This window comes from Thermalbibacter longus (assembly GCF_023806485.1).
GTDB classification, from domain to species: domain Bacteria; phylum Chloroflexota; class Chloroflexia; order Thermomicrobiales; family Thermomicrobiaceae; genus Thermalbibacter; species Thermalbibacter longus.
Window position 1 is genome coordinate 457863 of record NZ_JAMSLR010000001.1, and the last position, 13135, is coordinate 470997.

Annotated in this window: 15 protein-coding genes; 12 read left to right on the forward strand and 3 right to left on the reverse strand. The window is 66.9% G+C overall.

Annotated elements, in window-relative coordinates; all coding sequences use genetic code 11:
* Positions 1–63: 63 nt before the first annotated feature.
* Positions 64–804, forward strand: a complete 741-nt coding sequence (locus NET02_RS01985; RefSeq protein ID WP_284055693.1) for a DsbA family protein — start codon at positions 64–66, stop codon at positions 802–804.
* Positions 801–1313 (forward strand): vitamin K epoxide reductase family protein, encoded by a 513-nt coding sequence (locus tag NET02_RS01990; RefSeq protein WP_284055694.1) that lies wholly within the window; start codon positions 801–803, stop codon positions 1311–1313. Before NET02_RS01985 ends, NET02_RS01990 begins: the two co-directional genes overlap by 4 nt.
* 37 nt (positions 1314–1350) lie before the next feature.
* Here the strand turns inward: NET02_RS01990 and NET02_RS01995 are convergent, their stop codons facing one another.
* The 3 genes from NET02_RS01995 to NET02_RS02005 are packed head-to-tail and all read right to left on the reverse strand — an operon-like array spanning position 1351 to position 3426.
* Positions 1351–1923, reverse strand: coding sequence for a YkoP family protein (locus NET02_RS01995; protein ID WP_284055695.1), 573 nt, complete (start codon positions 1921–1923; stop codon positions 1351–1353).
* A gap of 59 nt (positions 1924–1982) precedes the next feature.
* Positions 1983–2699 carry a glycosyltransferase gene (locus NET02_RS02000; RefSeq protein WP_284055696.1) on the reverse strand — a complete coding sequence of 239 codons (717 nt, stop codon included), beginning with the start codon at positions 2697–2699 and terminating at the stop codon, positions 1983–1985.
* Positions 2671–3426, reverse strand: a complete 756-nt coding sequence (locus tag NET02_RS02005; RefSeq protein WP_284055697.1) for a polysaccharide deacetylase family protein — start codon at positions 3424–3426, stop codon at positions 2671–2673. Before NET02_RS02005 ends, NET02_RS02000 begins: the two co-directional genes overlap by 29 nt.
* Positions 3427–3697: 271 nt before the next feature.
* Between NET02_RS02005 and NET02_RS02010 the strand changes: the two genes are divergently transcribed.
* From NET02_RS02010 to NET02_RS02055, 10 genes are all read left to right on the forward strand, one after another.
* Positions 3698–4171 (forward strand): Hsp20/alpha crystallin family protein, encoded by a 474-nt coding sequence (locus tag NET02_RS02010; protein ID WP_284055698.1) that lies wholly within the window; start codon positions 3698–3700, stop codon positions 4169–4171.
* Between the two features lie 169 nt (positions 4172–4340).
* Positions 4341–4856, forward strand: a complete 516-nt coding sequence (locus NET02_RS02015) for a DinB family protein (protein WP_284055699.1) — start codon at positions 4341–4343, stop codon at positions 4854–4856.
* Positions 4857–4948: 92 nt separating this feature from the next.
* The gene (locus NET02_RS02020; protein WP_284055700.1) at positions 4949–5824 is read left to right on the forward strand and encodes an LLM class F420-dependent oxidoreductase; all 876 of its coding nucleotides are present in this window, start codon (positions 4949–4951) and stop codon (positions 5822–5824) included.
* Positions 5825–5875: 51 nt separating this feature from the next.
* Positions 5876–6076 carry a hypothetical protein gene (locus tag NET02_RS02025; RefSeq protein ID WP_284055701.1) on the forward strand — a complete coding sequence of 67 codons (201 nt, stop codon included), beginning with the start codon at positions 5876–5878 and terminating at the stop codon, positions 6074–6076.
* A 146-nt stretch (positions 6077–6222) separates the two neighbouring features.
* On the forward strand, positions 6223–6753 hold the full coding sequence (locus NET02_RS02030; protein ID WP_284055702.1) for a PH domain-containing protein: 531 nt from the start codon (positions 6223–6225) through the stop codon (positions 6751–6753).
* Complete coding sequence (locus tag NET02_RS02035; protein WP_284055703.1) at positions 6746–8233, forward strand: PH domain-containing protein; 1488 nt, start codon at positions 6746–6748, stop codon at positions 8231–8233. Before NET02_RS02030 ends, NET02_RS02035 begins: the two co-directional genes overlap by 8 nt.
* Positions 8234–8724: 491 nt before the next feature.
* Positions 8725–10077: a magnesium transporter gene (mgtE, locus tag NET02_RS02040; protein ID WP_284055704.1), complete on the forward strand. Its 1353-nt coding sequence runs from the start codon at positions 8725–8727 to the stop codon at positions 10075–10077.
* A gap of 83 nt (positions 10078–10160) precedes the next feature.
* Entirely contained in the window at positions 10161–11108 is a 948-nt protein-coding gene (locus NET02_RS02045; protein ID WP_284055705.1) for an MBL fold metallo-hydrolase, read from the forward strand.
* 24 nt (positions 11109–11132) lie between these two features.
* Positions 11133–12344 carry an MFS transporter gene (locus tag NET02_RS02050; protein ID WP_284055706.1) on the forward strand — a complete coding sequence of 404 codons (1212 nt, stop codon included), beginning with the start codon at positions 11133–11135 and terminating at the stop codon, positions 12342–12344.
* A 24-nt stretch (positions 12345–12368) separates the two neighbouring features.
* Positions 12369–13115, forward strand: coding sequence for a hypothetical protein (locus NET02_RS02055; RefSeq protein WP_284055707.1), 747 nt, complete (start codon positions 12369–12371; stop codon positions 13113–13115).
* Positions 13116–13135 lie beyond the last annotated feature (20 nt).

Here is a 13135-nt window from a genome sequence, read left to right on the forward strand (position 1 = left end):
CCGAGCGAGCCTGATACCATTGCTCCGGTGTGGTGGAATCGGGGTCAGGAGGAACTGTTCAGTATGGCGACGGGAGCGAGAGAACAGGTGCCTGGGCGGCCCTCGCGCCGGGCGCAACGCCGGTTGGCCGAGCAGCAGGCCGCGCGCCGGCGACGCTTGATGCTGCTCGGCGGCGCCGTGGCCATCGCCGTGGCCGCGGTAGTGGTTCTGATCCTAGCCAACCGGCCATCGACTGGTGACGAGGTCGCCCCGGTGCAGGCGGTCACTTCGGACTATGGCGATATCCCGCGTGATGGGCGCGTGCTCGGTGATCCGAACGCGCCTGTCCTCGTCGTCGAGTGGGGCGATTACCAGTGCCCGGCCTGTCTCCAGTTCAAGCAAGTCCTGTTCCCGCAGCTCGTGCAGGACTACATCGCGACCGGCAAGATCCGGTTCGAGTACCGCGATTTCGCGTTCATCGGCGAAGAGTCGACGCTGGCGGCCGAGGCTGCGCTGTGCGCGCAGGAACAAGGAAAGTTCTGGGAATACCACGACACGCTCTTCGCCAACCAGCGCGGCGAGAACGTCGGCTCGTTCACGTCGGCGCGTCTGAAGCGGATGGCCGAAATCGTCGGGCTCGACATGGGTCAGTTCAACTCGTGCCTCGATAGCCGCCGGCACCAGGGTGAGGTCGAGGCGATGCGACAGGAGGGGCAGAGCCTCGGGGTGAACGCGACTCCGACCTTTTTCGTGAACGGACAGAAGCTGCAGATCCGATATTACCAAGACCTCCTGAACGCGATCGAGGCGGAGCTGAACCGATGAACCGGATGGCGCGCTGGCAGCTACTCTCGCTCGTGCTCGCGCTGGCCGGAATCGGCGTCGCCGGGTACCTGACCACTGCGCACTACCGGCAGGAAATCCTGGTCTGCGGGGTCGGCGACTGCCAGACGGTGCAGAATAGCCCCTACGCTGAGATTGGGGGCGTGCCCATCGCGCTGCTCGGCGCCGGGATGTACGTAACGTTGGTTGCGGTCGGGCTAGCCCGCTGGCGGTGGCCGGAACGGCATGAGTTGCTGACGGCGGGGGCCTTCGCGATCGCGCTGGCAGGCACGCTCTATGCCGCCTATCTCACCTATCTCGAGATCTGGGTTATCAGAGCGATCTGCCAGTGGTGCGTCGTGTCGGCGCTCTTGACGCTCGGGATCCTGCTCGTGGAGTCGTTCGGGCTCAGCCGGCTCCTGAGTCCAGAGACAGACCAGGCGTTGTCCCGTTCGCAGTCCCAACCAGGTCGACGCGAAGCTGCATCCGAGCGTGGTCTGAGCCGCCGGTGAGTGCTGCGGGAGCGCGTGTATCTGCGGATACTGCAGGTCAGGCGTCAGACTCGCTCGTCCCTCGAGCAGTGGTCTCGCGCCTCGCTGCGTAGAGGTCCAGCAATCGCTCCCGGCTCATCCAGGCCTCGCCGGGCCAGCCGCGCTCCCGGAAGCGTTCGGCCGCCTGCCAGCCGCGCGGGTGGTAGACCGCGAGCAGCCCCACGAAGAAGTACCGCTGGAGACGAGCGGTGCCGGTCACTGGGAGCGGGCGTGCCTCGAACCCGAGACGCCGGCCGGCACGCGCGAATAGGGTGACGCCGCGAAGCGCGCGCACCTCGCCCAGTTCGCCCGCGCCCACGAGGGACGCCAGCGTCTGGAGGTCTTCGCGTGCCGCCCGCAGCAAGCTCCACGGTTTGTCCCTCGCCTCGACGGCAGCTCGGAGCAGTCGTCGGTTATCGAAATGGAGGTCGATGATCCTGTGCCCGGGGCGTACGGTGCAGCCGTCCCGGAGCGTTACCGGCAGGCCCGTATAGACCAGCAGCCGGTAGCGGAAGATCCCACCGGGTCCGAGCGGCCGCGTGTGCCACCACCAGTGCGTTAAGCGTTCCCAGCCGAGCCAGACGCTGAGCACGCCCACTGCGCGCCCGCCGCCGGCTCGGCCCAGCCGCAGCAGTGCCCAGGGGAGCCAGCTCAGTACGGCCAGGAGCGACCGATGCCGAGATGAGCCAGCAGCCAGCGAACGAACGTGGTCAACAGGCCCAGCCGGAGCGGCAGCCGGCGCAGCCTGCGGGGTGAGGTGGCGATCCAGCTCGCGCTCAGGTGGCAGACCTGTACTCCCGATCGTTCCGCGCGCTGGAGGAACTCGCGATCCTCCGCGATCTGCAGACGCTCGTCGAAGCCGCCGAGAGCCAGGAACAGCTCGCGCGAACAATAAAACATCTGAGCCCGGATGTGGAAGCGTCGCTTGCCGAGCTCCATCAACCAGAAAAATGCGCGGTCGAGGAGATCGCGCGAGTCGGCGACGATCCGGATGCTGCCGGCTGGGTATCCGCCGCGGTACGTCTCGATGACCCGCATAACGAGGTCAGTCGCCATAGCGGAATCAGCGTCCAAGAAGATCAGGATCTCCCCGGTAGCCTCTCGAGCGCCTAGGTTTTTCGCTCGGGCTCGGCTGGGGAGAGGCTCGTGCAGGAGGCGCACCTGAAGTCTCGGAGTGTTGCTGGCGAACTCCCGCACCACCGTGGCAGTGCGATCGTGTGAACCGTTGTCGACCACGACCACCTCGAGTCGCTCTAGCGGCCATGACTGGCTGGCGATCGACTCGAGAGTCCGCCCGATGAAGGTCTCCTCGTTGCGGGCCGGGATGACGATGCTGACCTCAGGTCGGCCAGTCGAGCAGCTCGCCATAGGTCACCGGTCTCCGCTCGCGCAGCAACAGGGCGAGCTCGCGCAGCACGCGCGCGCAGGCGGGGGATCGGGAAGCGCCCTGAGGATGGAGAAACACCGACACGGCTGGCGCGTGCGCCCGCCAGGGGCGCAGCAGCGCCGCTCCGGCCCGGACGAGAGCCTCGTTCAGCGGCCCGGCGCCGAGGTAGCCCAGCCAAGGTACTGCTATGCGTCGCCTAGACCTGAGATCGTGCACCCAGAGCATCTCGACCAGATAGCGGAAACCCAGCTCTCGCAGGAGGTCTGGTAGCTCCGGGGTGGATAGCCAGGCGGGCGGGCAAAAGCCGCTGACCTCGAACCCGAGATCTCGCAGGAGCTTGCGTCCCGACTGAAGACGGGCCCGCTGGTCGGGCCACGCCAGGCTGGCGAACTCCGCGTCCTCGCGCGCAAAGGCGGCGGCGCGCACGCGAGTCGCGAGCGAGCCGCGCCAGGGGCCTTCCCTCCGATGGGTGAAGCCGTGCAGCACGATCTCCGACCCGCTTCGCACCTCCGCCTGGAGCATATTGACTAGGTCGGGGGAGCGACCGAGGTCGCCGTCCCTGCGGTCGGAAGAGATCACGAGGAGGCTGCGCGGCCGAGCCCCGAGCTCGTCCAGCCGTCCGAGGAGCCAGCGCACCTCAACTAGATTGGCAGGCGCGACATCGTGGATCGAGACGATGACGGCCTGTTCGCGTTTCCTGGCTGCCATGTCGAGCCTGTTTCAGGTGCCATTAAGCCATCCACCCCACATGGTAGCGAGCGCCGGACTGCACTGGAAGGAGGGTATGGCTGCCTGCGAAAACCCGTCGCCCGTGACGGCCGCCGTGGTCGCCTACTCGCTGTGCTGTTTGTCGCTCAGCATCTCTCACTCGTGCGAGGGATAAGACTTGACACAATTCGTGTAGATGAGTATATATATCGTCGGAAAGCGCCGGTGACGGCGCTGGTAAAGGAGCGCTGAGGAAGGAGGGTGATGAGCAATGTTGGAGCGCTGGAGCCCGTTTGCGGAGATGGAGCGGATGTGGAGCGAGCTGGATCGGGTCTTCAACGAGGCCTTCGGTCGCACGCGGCCGCTGGCAGCCCGTTCGTGGACGTATCGCCCGCTGACGGACATCTACGACACGGGCGACGCGCTGGTTGTGAAGGTGGCGGTGCCGGGCGCGAGCCCTGAGGACATCGAGGTCAGCGTCGAGCAGAACGCGCTGACGATCCGGGGTCATTACGGGTACCAGCTCAGCGAGGAGGACGCGAAGAAGGTGACCTGGTACCGCCGCGAGATCGGTATGGGCGAGTTTGCTGAGACCTTCACGCTGCCGGCGCCCGTGGATGCCGATCACGCCGAGGCGAGCTTCGCGGACGGCATCCTGACGCTGACGCTGCCGAAGGCCGAGCAGGCTCGGATCAAGCGGATCCCGGTCCAGGCGCACAAGGCGCTCGCGGGCTCGCTCAACTAGTCGCGCGCGTCGAGTCCACCCCGGCGGCATCGCCGGGGCGTTTTTCTTTTATCCCCGAGATCCGGTGAAAAGCGGAACGATCCTGACCGCATTCCGTGCTACGCTCGTCCTGGATGGGCCCATTGACGGTTGCACAGCCAGGATCGAAGCGAAGGGACGGTTGGGAGGCATGCTCGTAGAGGTGATCCGCACGCTGTATTCCTACAACCGCTGGGCGACCGAGCGCGTGCTCGACGCGGCGGGGCGGCTGACACCGGAACAGCTCCATGCTCCCGGCGAAGCCGGGCATGGTTCGATCCACAACACGTTGCTGCACATCATCAGCACCCAGCGGAGCTGGCTCTCCTGGTGGGACGGGTCGTTGTCGCCGGAAGAGGCCTACCGTTTCCGGCTGAATCCCACCGATTACCCCGACCTGCTATCGTTGCGGCGAGCCTGGGAAGAACTGGAGCGGGACACCGCTGCGTTCGTCTCGCGGCTCAGCGACGATGACCTCCAAGGTATCCGCGAGATGCCCCTCCCTGACGGAAACGTGTTCCGGCCGGCGCTGTGGCAAATGATGCTTCACGTGGCCAATCACGGGACACAGCACCGCAGCGAGGTCGCGGCGATGCTCACCCATTTCGATTGTTCGCCGGGCGGGCTCGATCTGCTCTTCTATCTCTGGCCCCGCGGGGCGAGCTGAGTCCAGGATCCACCTCTGCTCCGCTCCGGTGACGACGTGCCATACTGGAGGAGAAGGTCGATTCGGGCACTCAGAGCGGTGGGAGGGGCGGGATGCGCATCGGGGTCGTGTTTCCGCAGACCGAGATCGGGCCAGACCCGGCCGTGATCCGCGAGTACGCTCAGGTAGCAGAGGAGCTGGGGTACAGCCATATCCTGGTCTATGACCATGTGGTGGGTGTCGACGTCTCGCAGTATCCCGGTTGGACCGGTCCGTACACGTCGAAGAGCCAGTTCCACGAGCCATTCGTGCTCTTCGGTTACCTGGCCGCGATCACCCGAAGGCTGGAACTGGTTACCGGGGTGATAATCCTGCCCCAGCGCCAGACCGTGCTGGTGGCGAAGCAGGCCGCCGAGGTCGACGTGCTGTCAGGTGGGCGGCTGCGCCTCGGTGTCGGGGTCGGCTGGAACCAGGCCGAGTACATCGCGCTGAACGAGAACTTCCACAACCGTGGCAAGCGGGAAGAGGAGCAGATCGAGGTCATGCGGCTCCTCTGGACACAGGAGACGGTGACCTTCGAGGGGCGCTGGCACCGGTTGCCTGCCGTCGGCATTAACCCGCTGCCGGTCCAGCGGCCTATCCCAGTGTGGCTCGGCGGCATGTCGGAGGCGGCGCAGCGCCGGGCTGCCAGGATCGCCGATGGCTGGATGCCGCAGTTCCGGCCCGACGCGCGGCTGCGTGAGATGGTGGAGCGCCTCCGAGGATGGGTACAGGAGGCTGGCCGCGACCCGTCCGGCTTCGGGATCGAGGGCCGGTTGACGCTGGCACAAGTCCCGCGCGACGAATGGCTGCGCGATGTCGATGCCTGGCGGGAGCTCGGCGCGAGCCATCTCTGCATCAATACGATGGGCCTGGGCTTGCCGCATCCGCGCGCGCACATCGACATGATCCGGCAGATAGCCCAGGAGCTCGGCCTGCGCCCGAGCTGACAGCCGATCGACCACCGAAGTTCTCGTACCTGGGGAGCTCGAGCGCTGAGCGTGTACCGCTTCTGGCGCGACCCCGACTACGCCGTGGGCGCGCTGGTGGCCGGGCTGATGGCCGACGCCCTCGGGCTCCGCTGGGCGATTCTCGGGGCCGGCGTGCTGACCGCTCTGTCCGGTCTGGTGGTCATGCAGCCGATGGAAAACTTTGGAGTAGATCGAGCGCGTATCTTACCCGCCTTCGATCCCCGTCGTTGACGCACTCTACGCTAGAGATGTCCAGAACGGCTGATTACGTAGCGGGCTGGCACCGGGGAGATCGGTAGCCTAAGCTTCTTCCGGTACAGGAAGCGACGGCCCTGCCTGGCGCGGGCTGGATCTACGTAGCCCGGGAGGAGCGTTGGATGAGCTCATCGCCTGTTGCTGGCGGGGATGGGAGATTGGCGCTGGACATCGCCCCGCGACCGGAACCGCCCGAGCGCATCGATCCTCGCGCCCTGCGGGCCTGGCAGGTCTCTGGAGCGATCTCAGCCATGACGACTCTGGTCGTAGCTCTGGCCGTCGCGGCGGTGGCCTGGCGCCTCGGATTGCCCTGGCCGCTCGCCTGTCTGCCACCGCTGCTCGCGATCGTGGCAGTCCCTTTCTGGGTCTGGTTCATTCCACGGGTGCGGTGGCGTCGCTGGCAGTATGCGGTGAGCGATCGGGACATCGAGCTGCAGCAAGGAGTCTTGATCGTTACCCGCACGTTGATCCCGATGTCCCGAGTCCAGCACGTCGACACGCGGCAGGGGCCGATCCTGAGACACTACGGCCTCGCCAGTGTCGCGATCGCGACGGCCGCGGGGACGAAGGAGATCCCGGCGCTGGCGGTCGAGGTCGCCGACGCGCTACGTGATCGTATCGCTGCGCTTGCTGGGGTTGCCGAAGATGTCTGAGCCGCGCAGGCTGCACCCGGTGGGCATCGTGCTCCGCGCGCTACGGCAGTTGCGAGAACTCGCTGTCCCTGCACTGCTTCCGGGCCTAGTTACGCTGCTACGAGAGGGCTTCGACCTATCCAGCCTGCGCGCGGCTTCGTGGGTACTCGTACTCCCAGCAGGCGTGCTCGTCTTTTCGGTGCTCTACGGTATCCTGGCGTGGTACCGGCATACCTACTGGGTGGCGGGCGCCGAACTCCGGGTCGAGCAAGGGATCCTGAACCGCAAGCAGCGAATCATCCCGATCGAGCGCATCCAGGCGGTCGACGTGTCGCAGGGAGTGCTCCAGCGTCTGCTCGGTCTCGCCAAAGTCGAGATCCAGACCGCCGGCGGAACGGCACCGGAAGTCGTCCTGACCGCTGTGTCCGTTCGCGCGGCCGAGGAGTTGCGTCTGGCACTTCGCCGACCAGGGGTGCTCGGCCCGGTAGAGGCCGGGAGGGCGGGACAGGAGCCGGCGCGGCGCCTGTCCACTCAGGACTTGCTCTTGGCCGGTGCGACATCTGGACGCGCTGGCGTGGCGCTTTCGCTCGTCGGTTCGGTCATGTCCCTGTTCGATGAGGCGATTCCCTGGGAAAAGGTTCCCTTGCTCCCGGGCCATCTGGGCGGGCCGTGGACAGTACTGGGCATCGGGGTCTGCGTTATTGCCCTGGCCTGGCTACTGAGCGTGCTGGGCATGGTGCTGGCGCATGCCGGCTTCACTCTGCGGCGCGAGGGAGAGACACTCCTAATCGAGCGGGGCCTCCTGGAGCGGCGAGTGGCATCGCTGCCGGTGGATCGGATCCAGGCAGTGCGGATCGTCGAAGGGCCCTTCCGGCAGCCGTTCGGACTCGTGGAGCTACGGGTCGAGAGCGCCGCCTATGGACTCACAGCTAGCGAATCCACGGTGCTCTTCCCGCTCCTTCGCCGCCGGGAGGTGTTGCCGTTCCTGCGGGCCTTCCTTCCGGAATATGCGGTGGAAGCGAACCTGATTTCGCTCCCGGCCCGCGCTCGTCCCCGCTATGCACTGCGGACCGATCTGATGGGGCTCGCAATGGCCGGGGCGAGCCTTCTCCTCTGGTTGCAGTTTCCTATGGGCTTTCTGGGGTTCGGCTTGCCACTAGCAGCCGCGCTGCTCGGTCTCTGGCAATACCGTGATGCGGGGTGGGCCGTCATTGGCGGGTCGCTCGTGCTGCGGTGGCGCACGCTCTCGCGCGTGACCGCGATCGTGCGCCGGCGGCGCGTCCAGATGGCGGAGATCATACGCTCGCCGCTCCAGCGGAGATCAGGACTAGCCACGTTCGTTGTCCGTGTCACCTCTGGAGCGAGCGGTCGGGCATTCGCCCTGCGTCATCTCGATGCCCGTGACGCTGCAGCGCTGCTCACCTGGATCGGCGAGCAGAGCCGCAAGGTAGCTGCGACCGGGACTGCCGTGTCGGAAGACACCCGCGTTTCCTGGCATTGATCCGGTATCACCAGTTGCTGGTTGCCGCATCGTTTGCATTGTCTCTCTACGGCAACGTGCAGTAGACTGGCGGGGCGAATGCGGATCCGTGTTCGTGGCCCCGTCTTGCAGGATGTAGGGCCTGAGCCCGATCCGCGTCGCGGTTCGAGGGATAACAGCGTGGAAGCAGGTAGCTCACCAGCTCAATCACTTGTCCCCGCTGGCTGACCGGCTGCAGTGTGGGCTTCGGCATCGGCTCCTCGCCCCCGGTCAGTCCGGGGGCGTGTCGTGTGAAGGGCTCTGGAGACGGAGGTTGCCGATGCCGATCGCTGGTCGTGTCCGGCACCTGCTCGACGTGCCCGAACAGCGTTTTCCGTACCACCCCCTAACGACGAGAGAGGGTAGACCCCTCTCCAGATCATCGCGCCTCCGCCACTTGACCCAAGCACGCCTCTGGACCGGGACTCGCGCGCTGGCTCCACTCGAGGTCACCTCCGGGAGGAGGAATGCCGATGGCAACTGAGATGGATCTCCGTGCCCTGCTGGCCGATGCCATCGAGCGTCGTGACCGTGAGGCGGCCGAGGAGACGCTCTGGCAGCTCTCTGAGCAGGACGAGCTCGGGCGAGCGCTGCAAGAACTCGACCCCCCGCGATTGACCCGGCTGGCGCAACTGCTCGGCGACGAGCATTTCGGTGAGTTCCTCGCTGAGCTGGAGCCGTCGGAGGCCGCCGACGTGCTGGAGCGGTTGAGCTGGGGCGAGGCGGCCGACGTGCTGGAGGCGATGGCGCCGGACGATGCTGCGGACGTCTTCGCCGAGCTGGAGCCCGAAGAGGCTGGACGTATCCTGGTGGCGATGGAGCCGCTGGAGGCTCAGGAGTTGCAGGAGCTCCTGAGCTATCCGCCGGACACGGCGGGCGGGCGGATGACGCCGGCCTACGTGGCGCTCTCACCCAGCGTGCGCGTCGACCAGGCGATCGTCGCGTTGCGGCAGCTCGCCCAGGCGGCCGAGACGATCTACTACGTCTACGTGACTGACGAGGAGGGGCACCTGCTCGGCGTCGTTTCGATGCGCGACCTCGTCCTCAGCCCGCCTGATCGAACCGTCGGAGACGTGATGGAGACCGACCTAGTCAGGGTAGCGGCTAAAGCTGACCAGGAGGAGGCCGCGCGCATCCTCATCGAAGAGGGGTTGCTCGCGATCCCAGTCGTGGACGAGGACAACCGACTGCTCGGGATCATCACCGTCGACGATGTGGCCGACATTCTCGAGCGCGAGGCGACGGAAGACATCGAACGGCTGGGCGGTTCACAGCCGCTCGAAGTGCCGTACATGCGGGCCAGCCCGCTCTTGCTCTGGCGCAAGCGGGTCGGCTGGCTGCTCCTCCTGTTCGTCGGATCCGCCTACACGGTCAGCGTGACGAACTACTACGAGGACCTGATCGCCCAGGTCACTGCCTTGGCGCTCTTTATCCCGCTGCTGATCGGGACAGGGGGCAACGCCGGCTCCCAAGTAGTGACAACGCTCGTCCGGGCGATCGCGCTCGAGGGGATCGGCCTGCGCGACATCCCGCGCATTCTCCCGAAAGAGATCGTGACGGCCCTGATGCTCGGCCTGGTGATGGCGATCGTCGCGTTCGGCCGGGCCGAGATCGAAGGCCTGGGTCGCGACCTCAGCCTCGCGGTCGCCTGCGCGATCTTCGCGATCGTGCTCTGGGCGGTGACGGTCGCTGCCGTGCTGCCGCCGGTTCTGAAGCGGCTGCGCATCGATCCGGCCGTGGTCTCGGCACCGCTTATCGCCACGCTCGTCGACGGGACCGGGTTGATCATCTACTTCAACATCGCCCGGCTGATCCTCGGGCTGTGACGGTCTCCGTCGCACCCCTCGCTAACGGCAGGGCGTCGTATCCTTGAGCCGAACACGCGACTGCTCTAGGGAAGGGAGTGGCGATGGCCTCGATGGTACAGGAGCTGGAGCCGGGATTGTTCCAGATCGATCTCCAGTTCCAGGGTGTGCCCAACGTGATCGCGGCCTATCTCCTGGAAGGGCGTCATGGCCTGACGCTGGTCGAGACCGGCCCGACGACGACGCTGGCGGCCTTGCTCGAGGGTATCCGCACGGCCGGGTACGACCCGGAGCAGATTACCCAGCTCGTGGTCACGCATATCCATCTCGATCATGCGGGCGCAGCCGGCGTGCTGCTCGACCAACTGCCTCGAGCGCGGCTGCTCGTTCACCGCGTCGGGCTCCCTCATCTGATCGACCCCTCGCGGCTCCTGGCCAGCGCCGGTCGCATCTACGGTGACCGGATGGAGGAGCTGTGGGGCGAGGTACGGCCTTGCCCAGCCGAGCGCGTGGTGGCGGTGGACGATGGCGATGTCATCGAGACCGGAGCGCGGACGCTGCGAGCGGTCGCGACGCCCGGGCACGCGTCGCATCACCACGCCTTCCACGATCTCAGCACCGGGGCTCTCTTCACTGGCGACGTGGCCGGGATTCGGATCAACGGCCGGCCGTACGTCTACCCTCCGACCCCACCGCCTGACATCGACCTGTCGCAGTGGCGGCAGAGCGTGGCCCGCCTGCGTGCGCTGCGGCCCAGGCGGCTCTACCTGACGCACTTCGGTGCCGCGGACGACCCTGACTGGCACTTCGACGACCTGCTGTGCCGCCTCTTCATCTGGGCCGGCTGGTCTGCTGCTCGCTTGGCGGCCGAAACCGACACAACGACCCTGTCCGGCGAGCTACAAGCGCTCGCCGACGCCGAGCTAGTGGAGGTCACGGGTGACGAGGCACCTCTGCAGCCGTACTGGCTTGCCTCGGGCAGCTACCAGATGACGGTCGACGGATTGGCGCGCTACTTTCGTCGTCACCGGCCGACCGCGACCGGCCGGTAACCGTGCCGGAGCGGGAGCTTCATCATGACTGATGCATCGACGCGCCGCCGCGCCCTCAACCTGATTTTGCTCCTCGGCCTCGTTAGCCTGCTCGGCGACATCACCTACGAGGGAGCCCGCAGCATCAGCGGCCCGTACCTGGCCCTGCTCGGTGCTGGGGCCGGCGTGGTCGGTCTCGTCGCCGGCCTGGGTGAATTCTTCGGCTACGCCTTCCGAACTGTTGCTGGCTACTTGGCGGACAGGCTCCGAAGCTACTGGCTCTTCACCTTTCTCGGCTACGCCTCTCTACTCGCGATTCCGGCCTTGGCGCTGACCGGGCACTGGCTCGCGGCGGCCGTGCTGCTCACGGTGGAGCGGCTGGGCAAGGGCCTCCGCACTCCGGCACGGGACGCGATCCTCTCGCACGCGACAGCCCACGTGGGTCGCGGGTTCGGGTTCGGCCTGCACGAGGCGATGGACCAGGTGGGAGCGATCATCGGCCCGCTGCTCTTCACGGTAGCGCTGGTCTTCGATGGCGAACGAGGCTACCGGCTGGGATTCTTGATGCTTCTGGTTCCGGCGACCCTGACCCTTCTCGTGCTCGGTAGCGCCTGGCGGCGGGAACCTGAGCCGGCTCGCCTGGAAGCGCGGGCCGCTGACGGGCACCCGGGCTCTGGCTGGCGCAGCTTGCCGCCGGTGTTCTGGCGCTACACGGTCTTCTCAGCGCTGGCGGTCGCCGGGCTGGCTCAGTTCCCTTTGATCGCCTATCATCTCGGCCACCGGCAGGTGGTGGCTGAGCTCTGGATCCCGCTGCTGTATGCCGTGGCTATGGGAGTCGACGGGCTAGTGGCCATCGCCGCGGGATTGGCCTATGACCGCGCCGGGCTGGCGTCGCTGCTGCTGGTGCCGGTCCTGACCGCGGCAGCGGCCGCGCTCGCCTTCACTGCGGCGGTGCTGCCGGTGGTGATCGGCGTCGTCCTGTGGGGCATCGTGATGGGGCTGGTCGAGACGAATATGCGGGCGGCTGTCGGTGACCTCTCACCGCGGGACGCGCGCGGTCTGGCCTACGGCGTCTTCAACACCGTGTTCGGCCTCTCCTGGCTGGCTGGGGGCGTCACCATGGGACTGCTCTACCGGTTCGGAGCCTCGCGGGTTATCGTCTTTGCAGTCGCGCTCGAGCTGCTGGCGCTGGCGAGCTTCCGCTGGCTGAGGCCGGCGCTCTTCCGGCGGCCGGCCGGTTCCGGCGCCACATACTGAGCAGTCTGGTGAGGATCCAGAGCGATGATGGAACGGGAGCTCGATGCAGATGCCCTGTTGGCGGCGGTGAAGAGGCTGCGGCGGGAGCACCCGGAGACGCGGATCGTAACCGAACTCGTGGCGCCGCCAGGTGAGCATGTCGTCGTCCGGGTGACAGTCGAACTTCCCGGTCACGGCAGCGTCTCAGCTCTCGGCAGCGCAGAGGCTGGGGAATCGCCCAGGTGGGTCGAGCTGGCTGAAGACCGGGCACTCCAGCGTGCCTTGGACCGGCTCGGCTCCGCAACACTGGATGCGCTCGCACCGGCCGGGGCCGGAACGCCGACCTCCCCGGTTACTGCGGGTGATCGGCGGAGTTGGGACCAGGGAAGCGAATCGCTGAAGTCGGCACGTGCTGAGGGGCTGTCCACGCAACCGGCGGAGCTGGTCGGCGTGATGTCCTCGCCAGGGAAGGCCGACGTTGCCGGGCAGGCCTCAACCGACATTGGGCCGGCAGGAGGAATCGGCCGTGAGCCTGGGACGCCCCCGGCTTCTGCTGCCCAGGCACGATACACAGTTGCCGGGCCGGAAGAGCTATCGCGGCGCGAGAGCAGGGAGCCGCGCCCGGCGACGCGCGCGGAGTATGGGTGGGACGAGTTCTGGCGCTGGGCCCGCGCACGCGGCTTCTCTCGCAAGGACCAGATCGCCGAGGCGTTGGGTTATTCCGTGACCGACCTGACCCCACGCGAGCTGCGCGCGGCGCTCGAGGCGCATCTGCGCCAGCGCAGGCAGTAGCGCTGGCGGCCGGGCTGCTC

Bases quoted from the DNA above. Each gene is read 5' to 3' on its own strand.
- NET02_RS01990 (WP_284055694.1), top strand. From the start codon at position 801: ATGAACCGGATGGCGCGCTGGCAGCTACTCTCGCTCGTGCTCGCGCTG.
- NET02_RS02030 (WP_284055702.1), top strand. From the start codon at position 6,223: ATGAGCTCATCGCCTGTTGCTGGCGGGGATGGGAGATTGGCGCTGGAC.
- mgtE (WP_284055704.1), top strand. From the start codon at position 8,725: ATGGCAACTGAGATGGATCTCCGTGCCCTGCTGGCCGATGCCATCGAG.
- NET02_RS02000 (WP_284055696.1), bottom strand. From the start codon at position 2,699: ATGGCGAGCTGCTCGACTGGCCGACCTGAGGTCAGCATCGTCATCCCG.
- NET02_RS02055 (WP_284055707.1), top strand. From the start codon at position 12,369: ATGATGGAACGGGAGCTCGATGCAGATGCCCTGTTGGCGGCGGTGAAG.
- NET02_RS02035 (WP_284055703.1), top strand. From the start codon at position 6,746: ATGTCTGAGCCGCGCAGGCTGCACCCGGTGGGCATCGTGCTCCGCGCG.
- NET02_RS02015 (WP_284055699.1), top strand. From the start codon at position 4,341: ATGCTCGTAGAGGTGATCCGCACGCTGTATTCCTACAACCGCTGGGCG.
- NET02_RS02045 (WP_284055705.1), top strand. From the start codon at position 10,161: ATGGCCTCGATGGTACAGGAGCTGGAGCCGGGATTGTTCCAGATCGAT.
- NET02_RS02005 (WP_284055697.1), bottom strand. From the start codon at position 3,426: ATGGCAGCCAGGAAACGCGAACAGGCCGTCATCGTCTCGATCCACGAT.
- NET02_RS01985 (WP_284055693.1), top strand. From the start codon at position 64: ATGGCGACGGGAGCGAGAGAACAGGTGCCTGGGCGGCCCTCGCGCCGG.
- NET02_RS02010 (WP_284055698.1), top strand. From the start codon at position 3,698: ATGTTGGAGCGCTGGAGCCCGTTTGCGGAGATGGAGCGGATGTGGAGC.
- NET02_RS02050 (WP_284055706.1), top strand. From the start codon at position 11,133: ATGACTGATGCATCGACGCGCCGCCGCGCCCTCAACCTGATTTTGCTC.
- NET02_RS02020 (WP_284055700.1), top strand. From the start codon at position 4,949: ATGCGCATCGGGGTCGTGTTTCCGCAGACCGAGATCGGGCCAGACCCG.